The following is a 26,020-nucleotide window of genomic DNA, read 5'->3' as shown; positions in this document are numbered from 1 at the left end:
GAATATGAGCGATGCGACGCCGACGGCCACGGGGAATCGACTGGCGGGCGTGCGCGAGCGACTGTCGGGGATGGGGCCCTCGTGGGTCGTCGGGGCCGTCGCGGCCGGGCCGGCGACGATAGCGAGTCTCGTTACCGCCGGGGCGGCCTTCGATTACGCGCTGCTGTGGGTGGTCGTGCTCTCGGCCGCGGCGGGGACGGTCGCGCAGTACCTCGCCATGCGGCTCGGTCTGCTGACCGAGCGAGGAATCGTCGCCGTCGTGGAGGCGCGCCTCGGCGAGCGGTGGGCGTGGCTGCTCGTCGCCGACGTCGTCGTGGCCGCCGGGGCCGCACAGGTGGTGATACTGAACACGCTGGCCGCCGTCACGGCGACGATTACGGGCGTGGGGGCGGGAGTCTGCGGCGTCGCGTGGGCGGTGGTGCTCGCGGTCGGACTCGCGGGTCGGGGTTACGGCTTCCTCGAACTCGGGGCGAAACTGCTCGTGGCCGGCGTCGTCGTCTCGTTCGTCTCCTCGCTGTTCGTCGTTCCTGTCGACGCCGGGCGGGCGCTCGACGGACTCGTTCCGACGCTGCCCGCGGGGAGCGCGGTGCTGGCCGCCGGCATCCTCGGCGGCGCGGTGCACGTCACGCTCGTCACGATGCACTCGTACACGATGCGGGCGCGCGGGTGGACGGCGTCGGAGTACGACCTCGCCACGTTCGACGTGGTCGCCTCGATGCTCGTCGCGTTCGGCGTCTACAGCGTCGCCGTCTTCCTCGTCGCGGCGGGCGTGCTGACGGACCCGAACCTCACGACGGTGGGCGCCGCGAAGGCGCTGGGTCCGCTCGTCGGCCCGGGCGCGGAGTGGCTGTTCCTCCTCGGACTCGGCGGCGCGGCGGTGTCGACGCTCGGCGGGAACACCGTGGCGCCGCCGTTTCTTCTCGCGGACAAACTCGGCTGGGGGACGACGGTCGAGGACGGTCGCTACCGCGCCCTCTTGGCCGGGTTCGCACTGCTGTCGGCGCCGGGGGCGTTCATCGGCGGCGAGGTGCTCGGCCAGCTCGTCCTCGTCCTCGCTCTCGGCACCGTCGGGACGCCGTTCGCTCTCGCCCTCGTGCTCTACCTCCTGAACTCCCCGGCGGTGCCCGAACCGACCCCGACGCTCGCCAACGTCGGCGGCGTCGCCATCTTCCTCGTCTCGGGTGCGCTGGCGGCGAACTTCGTCCGCGGGCAGGTCGCCGGCGGCCTCCGCCCCCTCTCGGGAGCCGTCCTCGCGTTCGCCGTCCTTGTGGCCGCCGCAACGCTCGGCCTCGTCGCGAAGTACGCCCGCGAGGAAGTCACCACCGGCGCGTAGTCGCCCGAGAGTCGAACCCGCTCGGTCGCCGGTCGTCGACGCGGTCGAACCGACTCCGAAAGGTGCGGTACGTTCCCATGCTTCGTGCGCTTCGACGGACGGAATCGCTAGAGATTCACACGCGGTCGAGACGGTCCCTAAACCGCCGTATACGGCGAATTAGTATTCGATTGACAGGGCCAAGTACCGTATAACAAAGTACGTACCTCCCAGTTCGCTCGGTAGAGCCGCCTTTCTACTCGGCGGTCGAACACATATGCTCGAAGTTACACAGGCGGTCCCTCCGATCCGCGCTCTCCACGGAATCGAGGGAACGACAGTCGACGCGCAGACAGCGACATCGCACAGTCGGGGGTCGACACGACAGTGATGGGTCTGTACGACAGCCAACGGGACCCCGACGAGCAGCGACGGGCGTTCACGTCCGGCGAGGTGCCCGTCTCCGTCGTCGGCCTCGGAAAGATGGGACTCCCGCTGGCCGCGGTGTACGCCGAGACGGCGGGCGAGGTCATCGGCGTCGACGTCGACCAAGGCGTCGTCGACGGTATCAACGAGGGCCGCTCGCACATCAAGGGCGAACCAGGCCTCTCGGACCTCGTCGCCGAACAGGTCGAGGCGGGACGCCTCCGCGCCACCACGTCGGCCGCCGAGGCCGCCGAGGCGGCGGCGGTACACGTCGTCATCGTCCCAACGCCGCTGACGGACGACCACGAACCGGACCTCGGGGCGCTGACCGCCGCCGTCGAGGGCATCGGCGAGGGCCTCTCGAAGGGCGACCTCGTCGTCGTCGAGTGCACCGTCCCGCCCGGAACGTGCGAAGGGCGCGTCCGCCCCCTCCTCTCGTCGGTCAGCGGCCTCGACGAGGACGAGTTCGGCGTCGCCTTCTGCCCCGAACGGACGTCCAGCGGACGGGCACTGAAGGACATCCGCGGCGCGTACCCGAAAGTCGTCGGCGGCGCGGACGAGGAGAGCGGTCGTGCGGCCGAACTCATCTACGGCGAACTTACCTCGAACGACATCGTGCCGATGGCGGACGCGACGTCCGCCGAGGCGGTGAAACTGTTCGAGGGCGTCTACCGCGACGTGAACATCGCGCTGGCGAACGAACTCGCCAAACTCGACCGCGACCTCGGCATCGACGTCAACGAGGCCATCGACGCGGCGAACACCCAGCCGTTCTGTGACATCCACACGCCCGGGCCGGGTGTCGGCGGCCACTGCATCCCGTTCTACCCGTACTTCATCATGAAGTACACCGAGACCGACACCCCGCTCCTCCGGACGGCCCGTGAGGTGAACGACTCGATGCCCGCCCACACCGTCCACCTGCTCGCGGACGGTCTGGAAGCCATGGGGCGCGACGTAGACGGGTCGACCGTCGCGGTGCTCGGAATCACGTACCGCGCCGGCGTCGAGGAGACGCGCAAGACGCCCGCCGCCGGCGTTATCGACGGTCTGAACGCGCGCGGCGCGAAGGTGCTCGCCGCCGACCCGCTCATCGACGACATCGAGTCGTTCGGTGCGACGCCCGTCGACGCGGCGGATATTCCCGACGAGGACGTCGACGCCGTCGTCCTCGTCACCGCCCACGAGGAGTTCGCCGATATCGACTGGGGGCGTCTCGAAGACGCCCTCCTCGTCGACGGGCGCGGCGTCCTCGAAGAGTGGTGCGGCGAGGGCGACTACCGCATCCTGACCATCGGAGGGGGAGAGCGTGTATCGGGACAGTAGCGTCGCCGTCGTCGTCCCCGCGTACAACGAGGAGGGCTTCGTCGGCGACGTTGTGCGCAGTATCCCGACCTACGTCGACCGGATATACGCCGTCGACGACCGCTCGACCGACGGGACGTGGGAGGAGTTACGCGAGTGCGCCGAACGAGTGAACGCCGAGGGCGACGGAGAGCGCGTCGTTCCCATCCGCCACGAGCGGAATCGCGGCGTCGGCGGCGCAATCAAGACGGGGTACGAGCGTGCGCTGCGCGACGAAATAGACGTGACCGCCGTCATCGCCGGCGACGGGCAGATGGACCCGAGCAAACTGACGCAGTTTCTCGACCCCATCGTCGACGGCGAGGCGGACTACACGAAGGGCAATCGCCTCTGGCGCGAGGACACGTGGCGCGAGATGTCGCGGTGGCGCCTGTTCGGCAACCGCCTGCTCACCGTCCTGACGAAGATAGCCAGCGGCTACTGGGGGATGGTCGACCCGCAGAACGGCTACGCGGCCATCTCGCTGCGGGCGCTGGAGGAACTGCCCATCGACGACCTCTACGAGGAGTACGGGTTCCTCAACGACCTGCTCGTCCACCTCAACGTGCAGGGGCTCAAAATCGCCGACGTGCCGCACGAGGCGCTGTACGGCGACGAACAGAGCGGTATCAAGTACTCGACGTTCGTCCCGAGACTGTCGAAACTGCTCCTGCGAGACTTCCTCTGGCGGCTGAAGATGAAGTACTTCGTCTACGACTTTCACCCGACGGGGCTATGCTACGCGCTCGGCGCGGCCGGAACCGGCGCGGGCGCGGGTGCGGCGCTGAAGGCGCTGGTCGACCGCGACTCCGAGAGCCGCTTCACGAATCTGCTGCTGTCCGGGGTCGTCTCGCTCCTCGGATGGCTGTTTCTCGTCGTCGCCGTCGTCCTCGACATCGACCGGAACGCCGACCTGATGGCGTCCGGCGAGTACGGCGAGCGACGCGCCGAGGCGGACATCCCGGACGCGGCGTACGCGCAGACGGGCGACGCGACGAGCGGCGCCCCGGAGAGAGCGAGCGACGTCGAAGACGCCGCAGACGAAATCCCCGAGGGGACCGACGAGTCCCCGGGGAGCGAACGATGATGAGCGCTCACAGATACGCCGTCGGCCGCCGCGGGGGTGAACACAGCCATGCGAAGTTCCGCTGAGCGGACGTCCGGTGCGGTCGGGTTGGTCATAGAGGCGCTCCTCGTCGTCGCCGCTCTCGCCGTGTTCGGCGCGGCGGCGCTGACGCTCCCCCCGGGACCCATCCGCATCGCCGTCGTCCTCCTCGGACTGCTGTGGCTCCCGGGGTACGCCATCACGACGCTGGTGTTTCCGAAGCGCGTCGTCGAGCGACCGGCGCGGAGTCGGCGACTCGGACGGACCGACACCGGATCGCGCCGCGGGACGCTCACGGGTGCGCAGCGCGCGGGACTCTCGATCGGTCTCAGCGTCGCCGTGCTCCCCGTGTTCGGCGTCGCCATCGCGACCAGTTCCATCGCGCTCTCGGTACCGGTGGTGCTCGCGGCGGTGGCCGGGTTCACCGTGCTCGTGTTCGCACTCGGACTCGTGCGACGGGTGCGGAAGCGCGAGGAGAGCCGGTACGTACTGCCGCTCGCCGCGTTCCGCCGGACCGTCGGCGCCGGGTTCGAGGGGTCGGCCCTCGACATCGGGCTGAACGTCCTCCTCGTCCTCGTCCTCGTCGTCGCCAGCGCCGGGTTCCTCGGGGCGGTGGCGCTCCCGCAGGACCAGACGACGTTCACGCGGGCGTCACTGCTCACCGAGAACGACGAGGGTGACCTCGTCGCCAACGGCTACAAGACGAACCTCACGGTGGACGAGTCGGCCGAGTACGTGCTGGAGGTCGTCAACCACGAAGACGAACCGACGACGTACACCGTCGTCGTCGAACAACAGGAGGTGGGCGAGAACGGCAACGTCGTCAGGTCGGCCGAAGTGGACCGGTACCAGCGGAACATCGGCGAGAACGTGACCTGGCAGTTGCGGCACGAACTCCGACCGACCTTCGCCGGCGAAAACCTTCGGTACACCTACCTCATCTACCGGGGTGAGGCACCGGACGACCCGAGCGTCGACTCCGCGTACCGCCACCTGACGCTGGACATCAACGTCAGCGAGTCGTAGCGAGACCGCCCGGCGGCACGGGTATCCGACCGCCCGGTTTCCGTTCGTCACTCACCGACCGCGCCGAATCGCTCAGTTTATGCGACACATATTCAAACAAGTGTGTTCAAAACGTTAAGCAGAAATGACGGACCAGTCGGGAGTCGTCGACACCGCGGCCGCCGAGGGAGCGGACCGCGCGGGGAGTCGCGAAAGCGGGACGGAAGCCGACGGAACGGACGGTAGGGGGCGCAGAAAGTGAGCCGCGCGGGTCGGACGGGCGATGCGTCACCGGGTAGGCGTGCGGCCGACGACGGAGTCTGATGAAGCGCCGAGCGTTCTTGGCGTCGGCCGCGTCGGCGGGTCTCCTCCCCCTCGCGGGCTGTTCGGTGTTCGACGACTCGAAGCCGTCGACGCCGACGGGGACGCTGCCGCGAACCGGCGTAGAGACGCCGCGGGGAACGGCGAAGCAGTACCAGTCTTACGACCGGGTCGTGCGACTCGCCGACCGCGGCGTCGGAGAGGCCAGTAAGGGGCGCGTCGGGTCCATCATCGCCTCGGAACTGGCCGACGACACGCTGTTCGTTGTCCCGGCGGGCCGCCACTTCATCGACCCGGTACGGGTCAACGGCTACCGGAACGTCGGCGTGGTGGGCGCTCCGAACGGCCGGACGACGCTCGTCCCCACGAGCGCCGCCAGCGAAACCGGGTGGCTGTTCACGTTCGAGAACGGGGGGGACTTCGAGTTCGGGCGCTTCGATCTCGACTTTCGCGGCGAGGACGTGGGTGCGAGCCTCACGCTCATCGCCACGGTTGGTAACCTCTACCTACACAACGTTCACGCGTTCGGCGTCTATCCCTACGACACGTACGGCGTCGGCGTGAGCCTGACCGACCCGGACGGCGAGGGGGTCATCGAGCAGTTCATCGCGCGCGACGGCAGCACGTACGACAGTCCCGGGGCGGGAATCTTCGTCGCGCAGGGACACGCCGGAAAACTCGAGATACGAGACTGCGAGGTGTGGAACTGGGCCGACAACGGCGTCTACGCCTCTAGCCCGGGCTACGTCGGCGGGTTCAAGGGGCAGACGACGGCCGACCGGGGCAACGGCGTCGTCCACGTCCGCGGCGGCGTCTACAAGAACAACAACATCGCCAACATCCGCATCGGGTCGACGTACAGTTCCGTGCGGGGAGCGCTCATCCGCAACGAGCGGAATCCCACGGGAGACACCTGGGACGCGCGGCGATACCCCATCATGCCGCGGTCGGGCAGCGAACCCGACCCCGTCGTCAACTCCCGAGGCATCCGACTGACGAACCGGCACCACCAACTCGTCGCGGACTGCGACATCGTGATGAACGCCGGCCGATCGGACGGCGCCATCGTCGCCAACGGGGCGACGGGGACGAACACCATCCGCAACACGAGGATACACGTCGACACCGACGAGGTGCTCTATCCCATCAACCTGAAGGGCCCGTCTATCGATTGGCGGCGGTACGGCTTCACCGTCACGGGCGTCACGATAACGGGGACTTCGACCGCACGGGATGCGGCGGTTCGCGTTCAAGGAAGGGACGACACCAGTTTCGAGAACTGCTGTATCTCCCTCGACGGCGGCAACCAGAACGGAATCGCGTTCGAGAATTGCCGCAACTGTGCGGTGTCGAACAGCACCATCGACGTGCCCGGACAGATGATCACGACGAGGGATGCGACCGTGAAGCGGATGAAACTACGGGCGAACGGCACCTGCGCGGCGAGCAATTCCTAATCCGAGACTCCTTCTCTGGAAGGCGCCAAAGCGTCGTTAACGACTTATTAAACCCCGCTGGAGCCCTTTAGCCCGCCGAGGCGGGGTCTTTCTCCGAATGCCGCGTTCGGCGCGTTTCTCGGCTTGCGCCTTCTTAAATCACAAACAAAATTTGAAATTCAGGAAATATTGATAGTATTGAACGCTTGTTTGTTTTGTGACCAGTAGATTTATGTCGTTAATAGTCTCTTAATCAAGTGTCCATGGCAGAAAACCCGATCAAGCCTTCGACCGAATCACCCACCGAACCCACCAACGCGCACACGGGGCCGAAGCTCATCGACCGACGGAACGTGCTTCGACTCGGCGCGGCGACCGCCGCCGTCGCCGCCACGGGCGTCGGCTCCGCCGCCGCCGCGGGCGGGTACACCTACGAAGGCATCTCGTTCGACCGCAAGGTGAACGCGGTCGACGACCTCGGTCTCGACCCGAACGGGGGAGCGCTGGTCGACGACGCGCTCGGAGCCGTTCCGAGCGGAACGCTCGTCGAGTTCCCGACGGGCCGGTACCTCGTCGACTCCTGCTGGGTCCGGTCCAGCAATGTCGGCCTCGTCGCCGCCGACGGCGCAGACCCGGTGTTCGTCCCGGCCAAGCCCCAGAGCGAGAGCGAATCGTGGACCATCCTGATGAAGACCGGCGGCGACCACGTCTTCGCCGGCTTCGAGTTCGACTACACGCGGGAGGGCTACGGCGGGACGCTCATCGTCATCGCGGAACGGGGGGACTACTACATCGGTGACGTCCACGTCAAGGGCGTCGTCGGGCACAGTTGCGAGGGCCTATCCACCGCGGTCGAGGACCCGAACGGGACCGGCGTCATCGAGCGGTTCTACGCCCGCGACGGCAGCACGTACGACAGCGCCTCGCACGGACTGTTCGTCGGTCTCAAACACGCCGGGACGCTCTACATCCGCGACTGCGAGGTGTGGAACTGGACTGACAACGGCGTCTACGCCTCCAGTCCCGGCTACATCGGAAGCTACCGCGGGACGACCGACTCCGACCGCGGCGACGGCGAGGTTCACATCGAAGGCGGGGTGTTCAAGAACAACAACATCTCGAACGTCCGCATCGGGTCGACGAACAGTTCGGTGCGAGGCGCGGTCATCCACAACGAGAAGAACATCTCCGCGGACACCTGGGACTCCCGCAACTACGACATCATGCCGCGGTCGGGTACCGAACCCGAACCCGTCGTCAACTCCCGAGGTATCTGGCTGGCCAACCGGACGAACCTGCTGGTCGAGGACTGCGACATCCGGATGGATACCGGCGTCTCCTCCGGTGCCATCGTCGCCAAGGGCGCGACGGGCAACTGCACGATTCGGAACACGCGCATTCAGGTGAACACGACCGACGTGCTCAACCCCATCGTCGTCGCGGGACCCTCCATCGACTGGCCCGACACGGCGTACACGTTCGAGAACGTCTCCGTCACGGGCGTCGGCGGCGGCCGGAAGATAGCCGTCGCGGTCACCGACCGGCCGGGCACCTCGTTCCGCAACTGCTGTATCTCTCTCGACGGCGCCGACCAGAACGGCATCAAGTTCATCGACACCTCGAGCGGCGTCGTCGCCGACACGAACATCGGCGTCGACGGTCGGTCGACGCTGTTCCAAAACTCCACGATCAGCACCTCCAACGTGTCCACGGCCGACGCCTGCCCGGTTCCGAGCCTCTCGGGGTCGGGAGCGAACTACGGCGGGTCGAAGGAGCTGCCGTACACCCTCACGGTCCGGGGCACCGGCGCGCCCCTCGACTACCGCATCGTGACGACCGACGGCATCAACCAGGGCTCCCACCTCGTCGACGAGGACGTGCCCACCGTCGTCGAGGGCTCTCTCGACGAGAACGACCAAGAGGACTGGTTTTGGTTCTCCGGGGAGGTCACCGAGGTGAGCCTCAGCGACGAGGCGACGCTGTTCATCGAGGGCGAACCCGTCGACCCCGCCGACTACGCGCCCGAAGGCGACGACAGCGTCTCCGACGGCGATACGGTCGACAACTCCGACGGCAGCGTCTCCGACGGCGATACGGTCGACGGTTCCGAAATCATCCGGTTCGACGGAACCCGGAAGCTCACGCACACGACGACGGTCCGGAGCACCGGCGCGCCCCTCGACTACCGCGTCGTGACGACGCAGGGCATCAATCAGGGTTCGCACATCGTCGAGAACGAGGTCAGCACGTCCGTCGAGGGGTCGCTGGCGGCGGGCGACGAGGACTGGTTCTGGTTCGCCGGGGAGATAGTCTCCGTCGAACTGAGCGACGACGCGGCGTTCTTCGTCAACGGCGAGAAACTCGACCCTGCCGACTACGCCCCGGAGGGCGACGCGGGAGACGGGTCTGTGGGGGACGACTCGAACGACGGCGGTGCGGACGACGGGTCGACGCTGGAGCACGTCCTCTACGTCGACGGCTCCGCCAGCCGCAACACCAGCCACTACTCGTTCACCGTCACCGGCGACATCGAACGCAGCGAGGAGCTGAGCACGGTTCCCACGGACGCCCCGGCGGCCGACCTGAAGGCGGACGAGGTGCTCGACGGGCGCGTCGAAGGCACCGTCGCGGAGGGCGTGGACGCCTACCGCTTCTCGGGTTCCATCACTCAGTTCGATATCACCGGCTTCGCCATTGTCGACTTCGAGAACTGAGATAGTAGCGTAGACGACACGTCGTGGAGATTGTCGTTCGCTAACACACCGCTTCAGGTCCCGAGTAGGCTGTTTCTACGTGTCATGAGATTGGCTTTGACGCTTACTAACTAAGTGGATATGACGAGTGTACTCGTCAAATGACGGCCCCGTTGTTGACAATCCGACAAGAGTGTTCGTCGACAGGTGCGTCTGTTTCAGACGAGCGCCGTCTCCCCCCGTCCCACTAGCGATGAAGGTACTCGTCACGATACAACACCCCGCACACGTTCACTTCTTCAAGCACTCGATCTGGGAACTCGAAGCCCGCGGTCACGACGTTCGCGTCGTCGCGCGCGAGTACGACGTGGCCATCGAACTCCTCGAGGAGTACGGTATCGACCACGAGGTGCTCGCCGGACACGTCGACACGACGTTCGACATGGTCAAGGTGCAACTCCAGTACGAGGCGCGCATCCTCAACGTCGCCCGGAAGTGGAACCCGGACGTGATAACGGCCATCGGCGGTATCGCGGCGGCGCACGTCTCGGCGGTCGTCGACGCCCGCAGCATCGTCTGGACCGACAGCCCTGTCGGGTCGAACCGCATCACCATGCCGTTCGCCGACTTCGTCTGCACGCCGCGGAAGTTCCGCGACGACTTCGGGAAGAAACACGTCCGGTACGACGGATTCCACGAACTCGCCTATCTCCGTCCGGAGTACTTCGAACCGGACCACGAGGCCCTGCGCGAACACGGGGTCGAACCCGACGAACCGTACTTCCTGCTCCGATTCGGGACGATGAAGGCCCACCACGACATCGGCCAAAAAGGGATGTCGCTCGCGGTGAAAGAACGCCTCGTCGACCTGCTGTCCGAGCACGGGGAGGTGTACATCATGAGCGTCGCGAAGAAGCTCCCCGACTCGTTGTCGCAGTACGCACTGCAGACGCCGGTCCACCTCTCGCACTCGCTGCTCGACGCCGCAGACATGTTCGTCACCGACACCCACACGATGGCCACCGAGTCCGCCATCCTCGGGACGCCCGTCATCCGGACGAACTCGTTCGCCGGCGAGGGCGATATGAGCAACTTCGTCGAGTTCCAGGAGCGCTACGGGCTGATGTATTCGACGCCGGACGGAGAGGAGGCGGTCGAGAAGGCCCGCTCCTGGCTCGAACGGCCGGAGGGAGAGCGCGAAATCGAGCAACGGCGGCGACGACTGCTGGACGATACGATAGACGTCGCGCGATTCGTCACGGACGCCGTGGAGGCGGCCGGAAAACCGGACGCGACGCCCGAGGACATCCGACGCGTCCGCGACTCCGATCCGGTTCGTCAACCGACCAAACGGAACCTAGCGTGAGACCAATGAGAACTACGAAACAGACGGCGACTCCAGCGAGGATGGCGTAGCGTGCAGCGAGCGAACACGCGGCGCAGGCGACGAAGCGTGCGCGGAAGCGAGAGCGAGAGCAGAACGTCTGCGCGGCTCTCCAAACTCTTGCTCGTCGTGGGCGGACTGGCGTTCTTCGGCGGACTGGTGCGGGCGTACTTCTCCCCCGCCACGGGGTACGAACTCTCCATCTACGGGTCGACCCCGGCGCTCTACTGGGTCGGCATCGGCGTCGCGGTGGCCTGCGCACTGCTCGTGGGCCTCGTCCTCCGCCCCGGCGGTCCGCTCCGCTGGGCGACGATGGTCGTCGGCGGATTCTCGATACTCTCGGTCGCCGCCCTGCCGCTGATCCGCGGCTACTTCTTCTACGGGATGGGCGACTCGCTCACGCACCTCGGCTGGGCGAAGGACATCGCGTCCGGCACGATGCAGCCGACGCAGTTCCTCTACCCGGGAGTCCACACGATGACGCTCCTCATCGAGACGCTGACGGGTATGACGCTGAACCGGACGATGCTGCTCGTCGTCCTGCTGTTCGTGCTCGTCTACTTCGTCACGGTTCCCCTCTGCGTCGGGGTGTTGGTCGACGGACGCGGCGTCTCGGTCATCGCCGCCTTCTCGGCGCTGTTGCTCCTCCCGAGCAACGACCTCGGCGTGTTCATGATGGCGCACCCGTTCACGCAGGCGCTGTATTTCACCCCGGTCCTGCTCTACCTCGCACTCCGGCACATCCTCGATGCGCCCGGAGAGGAGGGGCTGCTCCCCATCACCGCGACGGACGGCGCCCTCGCGTTCGCGTCGGTAGCGCTCGTGCTCCTCCACCCTCAGCAGGCGCTGAACGTCGCCATCGTCTTCCTCCTCATCGGCGCGACGCGGGCGGTTATCGTGCGTCGGTGGAGCGACCACCCGATAGCGGCCCAGCGGTCGGTGCTCGGACACGGCGCCTTCCTCATGACCGTGTTCCTCCTGTGGACGAGTCGGCTCGAACGCGCCCAGCAGTCCTCTATCGGCGTCGTGCAGAGCTTCTTCAAGAGCATCCTCCAGACGGGGACCGGCGCGAACGACGTGGCGACGCAGGCGACGTCGCTGAGCGCGCTCGGCGGGAGCACCATCGAAGTCGTCGTGAAACTGTTCCTCCCGACGGTCGTGTTCGGCCTGCTCGCGGCCGGGTTGGTCGTCCGAGCGCTCGTCGCGGAGACCCGCGGCGACGCCTCGCGTCGATCCGCCATCGTCGTCGCCTTCGGCGTCGCCACTGCGGCGCTCACGGCGATATTCGGGGTGTTCTACCTCGCGTCGTCGACGGCGGTGTGGGGACGGTACGTCGGCGCCGTCGTTCTCCTGTTGAACATCCTCGGCTGCGTTGCGCTCGTCCGCGGACGCGAGTTGGCGACGGGACGACTCCCCGATATCAGCGCCGACAGCGCGCTGGCGGTGGTGTTCGCGCTTCTCATCGTCCTCAGCACGATGACCTTCTTCATGTCGCCGCTCATCTATCTCCCCTCCTCGCAGGTGCCCGAGACGGAGATGGCCGGCTACGAGGCGAGCTTCGAGAACGTCGGCGCGGACGCGAGACTCCTCGGCGTCCGCCTCGGCCCGGGACGGTACTCCGACGCCGTCTACGGCCGCGAGGGCAAGAAGTCGATAACGGGGCTCGCGACGGGCGGGAGCGTCCCGCCTGAGGTGTTCAACCGCAACCTGACGACGCACTACAACGGCGAAAGCGACGTCTACGTCGTGGTGAAACGCTCCGACGAACGCCGCGAACTCGAACTGTACCGCGGGCTCATGTACAACGAGTCCGGGTTCCGGAGTCTGAACTCCACCGCCGAGGTGAGCCTCGTTCAGACGACGGGCGACTACAAGATGTACCAAGTGAGCGGCTGAGCGGCGAGAAGAGAACCGTTCCGTTTCGTCCCGGCGTCGTCTATTCTCGACCCGCTTACTCCAGTACGCTCCTGTAGACGTCTTCGATGCGTTCGCCCATCGTCTCCAAGCGCAGATGTTCGACCGTCTCGCGCCCGTTCGACCGTTCGCCGCGCCGGAGCGTCTCGACGAGGGCGTCGACGAGTTCCTCGTCCGTCTCGCAGGCGAACGACGGGTCGACGTCCGAGAGGAGGTTCCGCACGTCGCCCACGGCGGTGGAGACGACCGGGAGGTTGCACGCGAGCGCCTCCTTGACCGTGTTCGGCGACCCCTCCCGCTTCGAGGTCATCAAGAGCGCGTCGGCGGCGTTCATGTACGTCGGAATCGCGTCGTGCGAGACGCCGTGGACCGCGTGGAGTTCGACCGGCTCGTCGAGCGTGTCGTTCACGCGTTCGACCACCCGCTCCGCCCGGGGGTGGTCTTTCAGTTCCCGGTCGGGCGAGTACGGGAAGAGCACGTGTCTGGCGTCGTGGCTCCAACCCACCTCCTCGCGCGCCTCGCGCATCGACCGGGGGTCGAACAACTGCATGTCGATGCCGTGGGGGATGACCTCGCAGTCGCCGCCGTACGCCTCCGCCATCTCGTCGCTCATCACGATGACGGCGTCGGAGAGGCGAGCGCAGGCCTTGCTTATCGGACCCGTCCACCCCAAGAGATCGCTGCCCCACAGCGACAGCACGACGGGTCGCGTCGGCTGTAGCAGCGCCGCGGGGGCGGTGAGGCCGTAGTTCGCGTGCACGATGTCGAACTCTCGCGACTTCTTGAGGACCGGGTAGTGAAACCGGAGGTAGTCGGCGGCGGTACGGGTGTGTTCGGTGTCGTGACGACCCGGCACCTCGATAGTCTCACACTCGATGCCGCGTCGTTCGAGGATGGCCTCTTGCTGTTGGAAGAAAGGTGCAGACTCGTTCACCACGAGATTGAGAACCCGCATGTGCTCACGCGTTCGGACAAGCGCGGTATTGTTATAGCCCTCGTATACGGCGAGAACGTGTTCAGACGCGTGACACTGTGGAGTCGAGTCCCGACGCCGAACGCGGTTGGAAGCTCCCGAGAAACGCCGTGAGGAAGGGACCCCGGTCGGAGTAGCGAGGGATGACGGCGTCGAGGCCGCTCTGGAGCGGAGCCGTCGCGCGCGAGGCGCCGGTCGTCGGGCAAAGCGACTGAACGAAGCGGAATCGTTCGGTTATCGCGTGTCGAGGACCGCGGCGGACGCCGGGCGCGCCGTCCGGTACGCCACGCGGCAGTCGGGCCGAGTACAAAAGGTCGTCCGCCGAAGCGAGGGCGGGGCTTACTCGTCGTCGACGAGCGTTCGGAGACCGTCTTCGAGCGAGACGGTGGGTTCGTAGCCCAGCGACTCGCGGGATTTCGAGAGGTCGGCGACGCTCCGCGGGATGTCGCCCTCACGGCCCTCGACGTGGACGATGTCGCTGTCGCTGTCGGCCGCACGCTTGACCGTCTCCGCGAGGGTGAGGATGCTCGTCTCCTCACCGGTGCCGACGTTGTACGACTCGCCGACGGCGTCGGTGGTGGCCGCCGCGAGGTTCGCGCGCACCACGTCGCTGACGTGGATGAAATCGCGCGTCTGCTCTCCTTCGCCCTCGACCGTTATCGGGTCGCCGCGGCGCGCCTGGTCGAGGAAGATGCTGATGACGCCGCTGTACTCGCCGGCCGTCTGCCGCGGGCCGTAGGCGTTGAAGTAACGGAGAGCGACCGTCTCTAACCCGTACTGCTCGTGGTAGACCTCGGCGTAGGAGTCGATGGCCGCCTTGTCGACGCCGTACGGCGACCGCGGACCGAGCCGTTCGGTCTCCGACAGCGGCACCGAGTCCGGGACGCCGTAGATGGCGCAACTGGACGCGAGGACGACCCGCGCGTCCGCGTCTCTGGCGGCTTCGAGGACGTTCAACGTCCCGCCGACGTTGACCTCGTTGCTCCGCTTCGGCTGTTCGACGCTCCGCTGGACGCTGACCTCCGCGGCCTCGTGGAACACCAGGTCGGCGTCCTCGACGGCGGCGGAGACGACGTCCTCGTCGCGGACGTCCCCGGAGACGAGTTCCGCACCGTCGGGGATGTTCTCTCGGTACCCGGTCGAACAATCGTCCAACACGCGGACGTCGTTGTCCGAGACGAGCGCGTCGGCGATGTGACTGCCGATGAATCCCGCGCCGCCGGTGACGACGACCGTCTGATCTTCGATATCTACTGTGTTCATCGTCTATGATAGGAGTCTGCTTGCCGTCGAGTCGTGCAGTGCGGCGTCGGGCCGCAGGAACGCACTACTCGCCGAGTAAGTATCAAGCCGACCCGGACGCAAAAGCGTATCCCCCGGTCGGTCGAGATAGGTACAACTTACTAATGAGGGGGGGAATCGGTACGTGTACGATAGCATGCCTGCGACACATCGGGTCGGGTCGAGGCGACCGACCGTCGAGAGCCGACCTGCGAGCGACGAAGGCAGTGCGACACTCGTCTCAGGCGCACCTGCACAGTCTCCCTCCCGTCTCGGCGACGACCTGCCCCCGACGAGGCCGCAGTACAGAACGGTCCACCGCACCGACGAATAGCCACGGTGAAGCAGATGTTCTACCTCCCGAACGCCGTCGTGAGGGGCGGCACAGGCTATTACGTTCGCGCGCACGCGCGGAACCATCGGACGGGGCGCGCGCGCCTCGGCCGGTGCGTTCCCCCCGAGGCGGGTGACGCGTCGTAATGGACGTGTCAGCGCGGCTCGGGCCCGAGATGCGCGACCGTGTTTCCCGGTGCGTGGTCGTCAACGAGAACGTCTCCGCCGACGCCTCCGTCATCGTCGTCACGTACCGGACGCCCGTCGAGGTGTTCGAGCCGGTGTTGGAGGCGCTCGACGACCAAACGGCGTCGGACTACGAAATCGTCGTCGTCGCCAACGACACCGACGCGAACGTCGAATCGTCCGTCACGGAGTCCGAGCACGTCCACCTGTTCGTCGAACTCGACCGCAACTACGGCGTGACGGTCGGCCGAAACCTCGGTGCGAAACTCGCCCGGGGAGACCTCCTTCTGTTTCTCGACGACGACGGCGTCCCCGAACGGGACTTCGTGGCGGCCCATCGGCGCGCCCACGCGGAACACGATATCGTCGCGGCGCGCGGCCGCGTCCTCCCGAAACGCGACACGGTGTACACGCGGATTCAGAGCCACTACGACCTCGGCGACGAGTCGTTCCCCTACTTCATCAACGTCGAGGGGAACACGTCGTTCGACCGGGAGACGTACCTCGACGCCGGCGGCTACGACGAGAACCTCGCCGACCGGGCGGGCCACGAGGGCATCGAACTGACCCACCGGCTGGTGCAGGACGGAATCCGGCGCGACCAGATAATCTACTACCCTGACGCCGTCATCTACCACGACTACGCGAACTCGTTCGTCGAGTACATCCGCAAGCGGACCGGCCGAAATCCGAACCTGGAGTACCTCTTCAAGCACCGCCCGGAGATATTCGAGTTCGCCGCCTCCTACGACCCGCCGGTCACCTCCCCCGAACTCTGCACGCGGGACAAGATCAAGTTCCTCGCGCTGAGCGGCGTGCGGCGCGTCGTCGACCTCGTGATGTAACCCGTGACTGTGACCGTACCCGACGGTCGACAGCCGACAATCGACGGTTTGGCGGCGGCTACCGACGCGTAGTAGTTCGGTAACAAAGAGAGTGGGACGCCTCGACCGTCACGATGAGTCAGACGACGGCAGACGGAGCGACGCGTCGGCGTCCGCCCGAGGAGACGGCCGACGACGACGGCGCCGCGGCGGAGAGCCATCGATGAGCGAGGACCCCCTCGTCAGCGTCGTGATTCCGGCGTACGGTCGCCCGGAGTACCTGCCGGAGGCCGTCCGGAGCGTCGTCGAGCAGACGTACGACCTCGTCGAGATTCTGGTCGTCGACGACTGCTCGCCCGACCCCATCGAACCGACGCTGACCGAGTTCAGCGAGGACCCCGCGGTGGACCTCACCGTCGTCCGCCACCCCGTGAACCGGGGGGCCAACGCCGCCCGCAACACCGGCATCGAGGAGTCCACCGGCGAGTTCGTGGCTTTCCTCGACGACGACGACTACTGGCGCCCCGAGAAGGTCGAGCGGTTCGTCGACGCCTTCGAACGCGGCGGCCCAGACGTGGGCGTCGTCTACGGCGGCATCGACGTGGTTGACGGCGGCGGCGAGACGGTTCGGTCCGTCCGCCCCTCGCGCCGCGGCGACGTGACGAAAGCGCTCCTCCGGGGAGAGAACGTCGTCGGGGGGTTCTCGAACCCCATCGTCCGCCGGTCGGTCGTGGAGGCGGCAGGCCCCACCGACACCCGCTTTCCGAGTTGGCAGGACCGCGAGTGGTACCTCCGCCTGTCGACGCACTGCGAGTTCGAGTACGTCGACGAGCAGTTGACGGTCCGTCGGATGGCCTCCCACGGGCAGATAAGCGACGACTTCGAGCGAAAGCGCGACGTGTCGTTCCCGCTGTTCGTCCACAAACACCGCTCGACGGCAGCGGAGTACGGGATGGAACGCCGCTTCGTCGCCGAGCGGTCGCGCGCGGTGGCCGCGGCGGCGATTCGGACGGGCAACTTTCGGTCGGCGTACCCGTTCCTCCTGCGGTCGCTGTTCTACTACCCGCTCGACTGGAAGACCTACGCCTTCCTCGCGCTGGCGCTTGCCGGGCCGTCGACGCTCGAACGCGTCAGGCGCATCCGGCGGCGCGTCGGGGTCTGAGTCGGCGCGTCGAATTCGAGAGGTCCGGCGGCTCCGAAGTCGAATCGAAGCGAATCGCAGAGAAAAGGGGATCGACCGTCGTTCGTCGGCGTCCTCAGTTCATCCCGTGCGGCATCTGTCGGTCGTCGACGTCGATGCCGTGTTCGGGGTCCTCGGCGCAGTCTCTGATGTGGTCTGCGAGTTCGACCGCCCGGAGGCCGTCTTCGGCCGTGACGAGCGGTGTCTCGTCCTCGATGATGCAGTCGACGAACGACTCCAGTTCGAGTCGGAGCGGTTCGCCCGTGTTGACGAACGGCTTCTCGATGATCCCCTCGTGGCGGTAGCGGAGGTTGCCGTCGTCGTTCATGTACTCCGGACGGGACTGGCGGTGTATCTCGACCGACTGGTCGATGTAGTCCAGCGTGATGTAGCTGTCCTCGGCCGTGATGGTCAGATCGCGCGTCTTCTGCTGGGTGACGCGGCTGGCGGTGAGGTTCACGATGGTGCCGTTGTCGAAGGACAACTGGGCGTTGGTGTACTGACGGTCGGAGGTACCCATCGCGTTGACGCGCACCGCCCGCCCGGGAATCAGCGACCGGACCACGTCGATGTCGTGTATCATCAGGTCGTGGACCACGCCGTCGAGCGAGCGCGCGTCGTCGCTCGGCGGGCCGAGGCGACGCGCGTGGATGGCGATAGGGTCGAAGTCCTCCGTGATGCGAGCCAGTTCGGTGACGGCCGGGTTGAACTGCTCGACGTGTCCGACCTGTACCTTGACGCCCGCTTCGTTCGCCCGTTCGATGAGTTTGCGGCCCTCCTCCTGAGAGGTGACGAACGGTTTCTCGACGAGGATGTTGACGCCCGCGTCGATGCACTGTTCGGCGACGGACGCGTGGAACCGAGTGGGAACGACGATGGAGACGGCGTCGACGCGCGAGAGGAGTTCCTCGGTCGTGAACGCCTCCGTTCCGAGGTCGGAAGCTATCTCCCCGGCCCGTTCGACGTCCGCGTCGGCGACGCCGACGAGGTTCGCCTCCCACATCTCCGAGTAGATGCGCGCGTGGTTCTGTCCCATCGAACCGACGCCGATGACGCCGACGTCGATGCCCGTCATTGGACCACCGACCTTGTCATCGCCGCGACGATATCGTCGAGGTCATCCTCCTCCAGAGCGGGATGCACCGGAAGCGACAGCACCTCTTCGGTGGCCGCCTCGGCGACCGGGTACGAGCCTCCGACGTCGTCGTACGCCGGTTGCTGGTGGATGGGGACGGGGTAGTAGACGCCCGTGCCGACGCCGGCGTCGGAGAGATGCTCCTGCAGGCCGTCGCGGTCGTCGACGCGGACCGTGTACTGGTGGTAGACGTGTTCGTACCCCTCGGGTTCGGTCGGCGGCGTCACGCCCGCGACGTCTTCGAGTTCCTCGGTCAACCGCGCGGCGTTCCGCCGCCGCGCCTCGGTGAATCCGGGAAGACGCTCCATCTGCGCGAGGCCGATGGCCGCCGCGATGTTCGTCATCCGGAAGTTGTGGCCGACCGAGGCGTGTTCGTAGCCCTCGGTGCGCCCGTGGTCGATGAACCGCCGGGTCCGTTCGGCCACGTCCTCGTCGTCGGTGAGGACCATGCCGCCCTCGCCGGTCGTCATGTTCTTCGTCGGGTAGAAGGAGAAGCACGCCGCGTCGCCGAACGTGCCGACGCGCGTCCCCTCGTATTTGGCGCCGTGGGCCTGCGCGGCGTCCTCGAGGAGTTTGAAGTCGTACTCGTCGGCCAGTTCGCGGAGTCGACCGACGTCTGCGGGGAGACCGTACAGGTGGACGGCGATGACTGCGTCCACGTCCTCGCCCGCGCTGAGGCGCGATTCGAGGGCGTCGGGGTCGATGTTGTACGTCTCGGGGTCGATGTCGACGAAGTCGACTTCGGCCCCCGCGAGTCGGGGCATGTTCGCCGTCGCGATGAACGAGAAGGGCGTCGTGAGCACTCTGTCGCCCTCGCCGATTCCGAGGCCGACGAGCGCCGTGTGCAGCGCCGTCGTTCCGTTCGTCGTCGCGAGGCCGATGTCCGCGCCGCAGTACGACGCGAACTCTGACTCGAACTCGTGGACGACGTCGCCCTCCGCCACCATACCCGAGTCGATGACCTCCATTACGCGATCTTTCTCTTCCGTTCCGAGCGTCGGATTTGCGATATGTATCATAGCGTTACCGGATCTTGTTGTCGCCGCGTAGTTTCTCCGGGAGGTCCTCGTGCCTCGCCGGGCAGCCGACGGCTAGTGTCTTGGGCGGCACGTCCTTGGTGACGACGGCTCCGGCGGCGACGAACGCCCCTCGACCGACGGTGACGCCGGGGAGGACGGTCGCGTTCGCGCCGACGGAGGCGTGGTCTTCGATGGTCGGACCGACTAACTCGTCGTCGCGCCGTATCGGATGCGGGTCGTTCGTCAGCACAGCACCCGGACCAACGAACACGTCGTCGCCGATCGTCGTGTTGGACGGGACGTAGACGCGCGTCTGGAGGCTGACGCCGGACCCGATGGTCGAGTGGCCGTCGATGACCGTCTGCGTCCCGACGAGGACGTCGTCGCCGATTTCGGTCTCTTCGCGGACGAGCGCGTCGTGGCCCGTCTGGAACCGGTCGCCGACGACGACGTCGTGGTAGATAACCGTGCCCGCACGGACGACTGCTTCATCTCCCAACACCGGGTCGGTCCCGTCTCCGTGGCCGACGTCGGCGTCCGGAGAAATCGAACCTGTATCGTCGTTCGTATCGCTCATCTGAACGCACCTGCCGAGACGACTCTCTGGCGTGCGCAGGACGGACGATACGAATTCGAGCACCACATCTCTGTTGAGACCAACGCGCCCGTCGGCATTGTTTTTAACGGAATATCGGTGCATAACCGCATCTTAACGGGAGATGTTTCTCAGACGCACACTATCCGGAAACCAAATATGCTATCGAGTGCCGTGAGAACATCTCAAATCCCGAATACGGCCATCTCACCCGGACGAGAGTCGGTGCCCTGGTTCGGGCGTCGAATCCGACGACCGGCCTGATCGGCGACGTCACAGATTATGCACAGAAGAGACGCCGGAATCGTGCAGAACGGTAGCACGCATCTACCGAAGCGGCGCGCGCGGACGGTGAGGTCGAGCGTGGAGCGGATTCGATTCCGCTCAGGAGGGTTGGTCCATCCCGCTCCGAGCGAGTTGGATGAGCACCTTCGCGAAGTTCGTCCCCGAACTCCAGATGGCGGTCTCCTCCTCGTTCGCCTGCACCCCGAGCAGAATCGTCTCGTCGTCGGCGATGAGAACGTGCTGCGGTCTCGGGACGTCCGCCCCGATGGGTTCTCTCTGCTCGACGAGGGTCGCGAACGGTTCGAAGCGGTTCGCCACTACCTCGCTCTCGGTGACGACGACGATTTCGACGCCTTCCTCGCTCTTCTCTTCGAGTTGCGCCTCCAACTGCTCGAAGAGGGGGGAGTTCTCGTCGATGCCGACGACGAGTCGCTCCTCGGTGTCGGAGATTATCCTGGCGATGCGCGACCTGACCGCGGCGGCGCCGCTGACGGTCCAGACGTCCTCCTTCTGCTCGTCCTCGCGGCTCCGCCGCTCGTTTTGAATCTGCTTCAGTTGCCGCTCGGCGTCGGCGGTGCGGCGCTCGTACCGCTGTTTCAACTGGTCGATGGCCTCGTCGACCGCGATGGGGCGGTACGTCCGCGGGTTCGACTGTTGGACCTCGACCAGCCCCTGTTCCTGCAGGGAGTCCGCGGCCCCGTATATCTGCGACCGGGGGACTCCCGAGAGGCTGGCTATCTCCTTGGCGGTGCCGCGGCCGAGTCGTTGGAGCGCGACGAACACGCTCGCTTCGTAGCTCGAGAGCCCGAACCATTCGAGCAGCTCTGCGGTTTCAGACTGAGTTGGCATCTGTATCACTCCTAACGTTCGTTCTGTAGCCGATGTAGCGGTCCCAGAGGACGAGGGAGGCGGGCAAGATGAACATCGAGGCGAGGTACGAGTACAGGATGCTGATCCCGATAAGCAGCCCGAACTGCCCGAGGATGGGCGTCACCGCGATGACGAGGACGCCGATACCGGTGACCGTCGTCAGCATGCTCGCCGTCAGCGCGCCGCCGGTCCCGCGGACCGTCGCGTACAGCGACTCGATGGCGGTCCCCGGACCCTCGTACTCCTCGGCGAATCGGTGGACCGTGTGCGCGGAGTAGTCCACGCCCAGTCCGATGGCGATAGAGAGGATGGTCCCCGTCAGCGCGTTGAACGGGATGCCCGCGTAGCGCATCGTTCCCGCGATGAACGAGATGGCCACCGCGATGGGGAACAGGTTGACGATGCCGAGTGAGGGGTAGCCCTCGGTGACGTAGTAGCTGAAGACCAAGAAGAGCGCCGTCGCCAGCATCGCGAGGATCATGCTCTGCAGCGCGGAGTTAGCGATAGTGTCCGAGACGGCCTTCAGCACGACAGTCGACCCGGTCGCCGTCGTCTCGAACCGGAGTCGGTCGGCGACCGACTTCGCGTCTTGGGTGATTGCGGCCTGCTCGGCGTCGGCCTTCACGTCGTAGACGACTCTGGCGCTCCGGTAGTCCTCGGCGATGTACTGCTCGGCCTGCGACCCGTACGGCGAGTCCAAGAGCGCCGCGTACACTTTCTTGAGGTTGTCGTCCGGGATGCCGTTGCCGTCCTCGTCGTTGCGCGCGACCAACCGTCGGAACTCCTCGGACTGGTCGGCGTAGTCGCGGATGACCGTGACGATGCTCGTCGAGGACGCCTCACCGCCCTCGCTGACGAACGAGTCCGGCGGGTCGTCGTCGGCCTTCGCCAACTGTTCGAGGGCGCTATCCTGATACATCGGTCCCTCGACGTAGAGAGTGACCGAGTCGCCCTGACCCGTCTGGAAGTGGTCTTCGAGGTAGTTCGTCGTCTCGGTCACCGTGTAGTCGCCCGGCGCGAACGGTTCGGGCAACTGGTCGATGAACGCGGGGTTGTCCTCCGGCGGGAGGAAGTCGTCCTGCGTGAACTTCGAGTCCACGTCCGTGCCGTAGAGACCGACTCCGGCGGTGAGAAGGAGCATCGCGACGACGAATATCGCCGGCGCGGTCTGTCCGATTTTCACCCCCGCGGGCAGCACCCGGCCGAGGATGGACTTCTCGTCGCCGAGCGGCGACTGTCCCCAAAAGGAGATATCGTGACGCTCTCTGAAGCGGTCGAGATGCACCTTGGCGGCGGGGAGGAACACGCCGAAGATGAGGAACGTGAACACGATACCGATGCCCGCCACCAGCCCGAAGTCGCGAATCGGCTGGAGGCTGCTCGTGACGTTCGCCAGGAAGCCGATGACCGTCGTCCCGGTGACGATGGTGAACGCGACCAGCAGTTGGTCGGTCGCCGTCCGCATCGAGTCCGAGATGGAGTAGCCCTGTACGCGCTCCTCGCGGTAGCGATTGATCGCGTGGATACCGAAGTCGATGCCGACCGCTAAGAGAAGCGGTGGGACCGCGATGAGCATCTGCGTGAAGGCGATACCCGCGAGTCCCATGAACCCGAACGTCCACAGTATGGCCATCGCCAGGGAGACGACCCCCAACAGGAGGTCGAACGGGTCCCGGTAAGAGTAGACGAGGAACCCCAGGATGAGCAACACCGCCGCCGGAACGACCAACAGCAGCGAGTCGGTGATGACGTTCGTCAGTTCGCTCGAGATGATGCCGCTTCCGAAGACGGTGATGGTGCCGCCGACGGAGGCGACGACGACCTGCGCTTGCTCCTGAATCGAGGTGAGCGGACTCGACCCAGAGGTGCCCGCGCTGCCCCCCGTGTCGGCGTTCGGCAGTCGGTGGGTGACGACGCCGATGGTCGCCGACGCCGAGACCGTCTTGCTGTTGTAGTCGTCGCTGACCGTCGACGCGAGGCCGGGGCTCCGTTCGAGCGTCGTGCGCGTCGCCGACTCCACTTCGGAGTCGGAGGCGCGTTCGAGCGTGCGAATCTGCGCTTCTAGCGTGGTCGCGTCGGGATTTATCGTCTGCGCGACGGCGCTGGCGACGCTGGTCGTGCTCTCGACTCGGAGGTCCTCGTGCTCCCGCATCCGGTGTTGCGCCCGGAGCATCCTGAGCTGTTCGTCCTTCGAGAGGGCGTTGTTCGCCCGTTGGATGAGCTGCGTCGTCCCGGAGCCCTCCTCGAACGACTGGGTGAGGAACTCGTCGTTGACGTTCTCCAGGGCGGTCTGGGCGGGCACGTCGTTCGTGAACTGCGAGGTGCCCGAATCCGTCGAGATGGCGGGCAGCCCCGCCGAGAAGATGAGCGTCGCGACTAGGAAGGCGAGGAGGACCGTCCGCGAGCGGTTGACGATCCAATCGTCGACCGCGTCGATGTACGGTTGGTAGTCCATGCTGTACTCAGGCTGTTATTGCCGCCTGCGGTAGAGGACGACCCCGGCGATGACGAGGAGCGCGACGATACCGAGCGCGATGCCCGTAATCGGGAGGCCGCTGTCCTCGGGTTCGACCGCGGAGACGGGAACTTTGTACGTCTCGGATATCTCGGTGTCGCCGTTCGGTCTCTCGTACTGGAAGTCCATCGACATCGGATACGTCTTGTTGATGGCCGACCCCGCGACGCTCGCGCTCACGCGCACGGTCTTGGTTTCGCCGGGGGCGAGTCGACCGAGGAACGCCTCGTCGTCGTCCAAGGAGAGCGGGTCGTTGACGTACGCCTTCGCGCTCACGTCCGTGAGCGGCTCTTCGCCGTTGTTAGTGACGTTGACCGCGACGACTTCGCTGTTGCCGATGGGCACCTCGAGGCTGTCGTTCACCGAGACCGAAAAGCGGTCGCGGCTCTCGTTGATCTGCACGCGACTGTTCAGGGACTTGCTCGTGCGGTCCTCGCTGTCCCCGTTCTGGTACTCGACGGTGTGCGTGAGTTGGCGCGCGCCGGGGTCGGCGCTCTCGCTCACGTCGACGGTGAACTCGAACTCCGCGGACTGGTTCGGTCGCAGCGTTCCGAGCGCGTACTCGGACTCCTGGCTCGACAGCGTCCCGGAGTTCGTCTGGACGGTGACGACGGCGTTCTGCGCGACCTGCGGTCCGTTGTTGGTGATGGTGCCCGTGACCGTCCCCTCCTCGCCGACGCGGAGGTTGCTCTGGACGTTCGAGAGCGAGAAGGACTGTTCGCCCTTCGGCGTGACGCCCACCGAGAGGTTGTTCGAGCGAGCGGGCACGCCGTCGGTGTCCTCGAACTGGACGCTGCTGGTCAAAGAGTAGCTACTTGTGGCGGCGCTGTTGGTCGCCGTCGCCTCGAACTCGACGCTCTTCGTCTCGCCGGCGCTCCAGTTGCCGACGAAGCGGGAGGCGGAGGCGGACTCGCCGAAGCGGATGTCGGCCGTCGAGGAACGGAGGTTGACCGTCGCGTCGCGCGCGGGCTGGGAACCGATGTTGCGCACGTCGAGCGTGACCGTTCCCTCGTCGCCGACGAGGACGTTCGAGGAGGTGTTGATGACGCGGAATCTGGCCTGGTCCTCGACGCGCACTTCGACCGTGTACGTCTTCGAAGCCTCGCGGTTCTGGTAGGACTGCGTCGTCTCCGCGATCTGGGAGGTGTACGAGTAGTCGACCTCCATCTCCAACTCGTACGTCCCCTCTTCGACGCCCTCGGGGACGGTGATGGCGAATCCGGCGGTCTGAATCTGGCCGTCTTGGATGGTCCCGACGGCGGTCTGACCGGTCTCGACCTCGATCGGCGTGCCGTCGGCGTCGAGGCTGGCGGTCACGCCGCGTGCGGTGGTGACCTGCGAGACGAGAGAGGGGTTGCCGCCGACGTCGACGTCGCCGGTGTTCTGTATCTGGACGTTCAGCGTCGTCTGTTCGCCGGGCGAGACGGAGTTGTCGGGAGTAAAGACGGAGAGATCGGGCGACCCCCGCACCACCGCGGCCGCCGTCCCGGGCGCGATGAGAAGACCGACGAACGCGATAGCGATGAGTTGGTTTCGGTTCATTGGACGTGTTGTAATTACCTACAACATCCGTTTCGTCGCCTCGCATATAAAGTGTTGCAAACGAGTACAAACGGAACGAGCGTGCTCGGTTCGGCCGTAGGCGGCCGATTCGAGGATTTTCGGGTCGTGCGGACGATATAAACGAGAAAAAGTCTCAGACCGTTTAGAATACAGAAAGTATTTACCGGCGGCGGGCCGAGAAAATTGTACCCCTACCCATGACGGCACAGGCGAGTAGTCCTCGGGCGCTTTCGGCGTTCGGGGCGAAAGCAGGTGTTGTCGATTCAACTAAACACACATGAGCGAAACAAACAATCTCCGTGCCCTCCTGATGGCGGCACT

The 26,020-nt window shown here is 66.1% G+C and carries 18 protein-coding genes; 10 read left to right on the top strand and 8 right to left on the bottom strand.

Annotated elements, in window-relative coordinates:
• The first annotated feature begins 4 nt into the window (after window positions 1-4).
• The 8 genes from C474_RS08050 to C474_RS08015 all read left to right on the top strand — a co-directional run bounded on the left by C474_RS08050 (window position 5) and on the right by C474_RS08015 (window position 12,922).
• Window positions 5-1,333 (top strand): NRAMP family divalent metal transporter, encoded by a 1,329-nt coding sequence (locus C474_RS08050; protein ID WP_008385700.1) that lies wholly within the window; start codon window positions 5-7, stop codon window positions 1,331-1,333.
• A 369-nt stretch (window positions 1,334-1,702) separates the two neighbouring features.
• The gene (locus tag C474_RS08045) at window positions 1,703-3,064 is read left to right on the top strand and encodes a nucleotide sugar dehydrogenase (RefSeq protein ID WP_008385699.1); all 1,362 of its coding nucleotides are present in this window, start codon (window positions 1,703-1,705) and stop codon (window positions 3,062-3,064) included.
• Window positions 3,048-4,169: a glycosyltransferase family 2 protein gene (locus tag C474_RS08040; RefSeq protein ID WP_008385697.1), complete on the top strand. Its 1,122-nt coding sequence runs from the start codon at window positions 3,048-3,050 to the stop codon at window positions 4,167-4,169. The genes C474_RS08045 and C474_RS08040 overlap by 17 nt, the downstream gene beginning before the upstream one ends.
• A gap of 48 nt (window positions 4,170-4,217) precedes the next feature.
• Entirely contained in the window at window positions 4,218-5,213 is a 996-nt protein-coding gene (locus tag C474_RS08035; RefSeq protein WP_008385695.1) for a DUF1616 domain-containing protein, read from the top strand.
• Between the two features lie 302 nt (window positions 5,214-5,515).
• Window positions 5,516-6,970: a hypothetical protein gene (locus C474_RS08030; RefSeq protein ID WP_008385693.1), complete on the top strand. Its 1,455-nt coding sequence runs from the start codon at window positions 5,516-5,518 to the stop codon at window positions 6,968-6,970.
• 242 nt (window positions 6,971-7,212) lie between these two features.
• Window positions 7,213-9,663 carry a hypothetical protein gene (locus tag C474_RS08025; RefSeq protein WP_008385692.1) on the top strand — a complete coding sequence of 817 codons (2,451 nt, stop codon included), beginning with the start codon at window positions 7,213-7,215 and terminating at the stop codon, window positions 9,661-9,663.
• Between the two features lie 232 nt (window positions 9,664-9,895).
• Window positions 9,896-11,008, top strand: coding sequence for a DUF354 domain-containing protein (locus tag C474_RS08020; protein ID WP_008385689.1), 1,113 nt, complete (start codon window positions 9,896-9,898; stop codon window positions 11,006-11,008).
• 147 nt (window positions 11,009-11,155) lie between these two features.
• Window positions 11,156-12,922 carry a hypothetical protein gene (locus tag C474_RS08015; RefSeq protein ID WP_152421623.1) on the top strand — a complete coding sequence of 589 codons (1,767 nt, stop codon included), beginning with the start codon at window positions 11,156-11,158 and terminating at the stop codon, window positions 12,920-12,922.
• A 55-nt stretch (window positions 12,923-12,977) separates the two neighbouring features.
• Here C474_RS08015 and C474_RS08010 read toward each other — a convergent pair whose 3' ends face one another.
• Together C474_RS08010 and C474_RS08000 are read right to left on the bottom strand one after the other, a co-directional pair.
• Entirely contained in the window at window positions 12,978-13,895 is a 918-nt protein-coding gene (locus C474_RS08010) for a glycosyltransferase (protein WP_008385686.1), read from the bottom strand.
• A 357-nt stretch (window positions 13,896-14,252) separates the two neighbouring features.
• Entirely contained in the window at window positions 14,253-15,176 is a 924-nt protein-coding gene (locus C474_RS08000) for an NAD-dependent epimerase/dehydratase family protein (protein WP_008385683.1), read from the bottom strand.
• A gap of 551 nt (window positions 15,177-15,727) precedes the next feature.
• Here C474_RS08000 and C474_RS07995 point away from each other — a divergent pair.
• Window positions 15,728-16,558, top strand: coding sequence for a glycosyltransferase family 2 protein (locus tag C474_RS07995; protein WP_160166822.1), 831 nt, complete (start codon window positions 15,728-15,730; stop codon window positions 16,556-16,558).
• Window positions 16,559-16,760: 202 nt separating this feature from the next.
• Window positions 16,761-17,699, top strand: coding sequence for a glycosyltransferase family 2 protein (locus C474_RS07990; protein WP_008385679.1), 939 nt, complete (start codon window positions 16,761-16,763; stop codon window positions 17,697-17,699).
• 94 nt (window positions 17,700-17,793) lie between these two features.
• Here the strand turns inward: C474_RS07990 and C474_RS07985 are convergent, their stop codons facing one another.
• The 6 genes from C474_RS07985 to C474_RS07960 form a co-directional block, all read right to left on the bottom strand.
• On the bottom strand, window positions 17,794-18,792 hold the full coding sequence (locus C474_RS07985; RefSeq protein WP_008385677.1) for a Gfo/Idh/MocA family protein: 999 nt from the start codon (window positions 18,790-18,792) through the stop codon (window positions 17,794-17,796).
• Complete coding sequence (locus C474_RS07980) at window positions 18,789-19,871, bottom strand: DegT/DnrJ/EryC1/StrS family aminotransferase (RefSeq protein ID WP_049916840.1); 1,083 nt, start codon at window positions 19,869-19,871, stop codon at window positions 18,789-18,791. Before C474_RS07980 ends, C474_RS07985 begins: the two co-directional genes overlap by 4 nt.
• A 4-nt stretch (window positions 19,872-19,875) precedes the next feature.
• A complete protein-coding gene (locus C474_RS07975) occupies window positions 19,876-20,448 on the bottom strand; it encodes an acyltransferase (protein ID WP_008385673.1) in 573 nt (190 codons plus the stop codon).
• Window positions 20,449-20,850: 402 nt separating this feature from the next.
• Complete coding sequence (locus C474_RS07970; protein WP_008385671.1) at window positions 20,851-21,600, bottom strand: TrmB family transcriptional regulator; 750 nt, start codon at window positions 21,598-21,600, stop codon at window positions 20,851-20,853.
• A complete protein-coding gene (locus C474_RS07965; protein ID WP_008385669.1) occupies window positions 21,584-24,076 on the bottom strand; it encodes an efflux RND transporter permease subunit in 2,493 nt (830 codons plus the stop codon). The genes C474_RS07970 and C474_RS07965 overlap by 17 nt, the downstream gene beginning before the upstream one ends.
• Window positions 24,077-24,091: 15 nt before the next feature.
• Complete coding sequence (locus C474_RS07960; RefSeq protein ID WP_008385667.1) at window positions 24,092-25,678, bottom strand: COG1361 S-layer family protein; 1,587 nt, start codon at window positions 25,676-25,678, stop codon at window positions 24,092-24,094.
• Window positions 25,679-26,020: the final 342 nt, after the last annotated feature.

The sequence above is a fragment of the Halogeometricum pallidum JCM 14848 genome (genome assembly GCF_000337095.1).
Classification (GTDB): Archaea; Halobacteriota; Halobacteria; order Halobacteriales; family Haloferacaceae; genus Halogeometricum; species Halogeometricum pallidum.
This window is presented reverse-complemented; position numbering and strand designations above follow the sequence as displayed.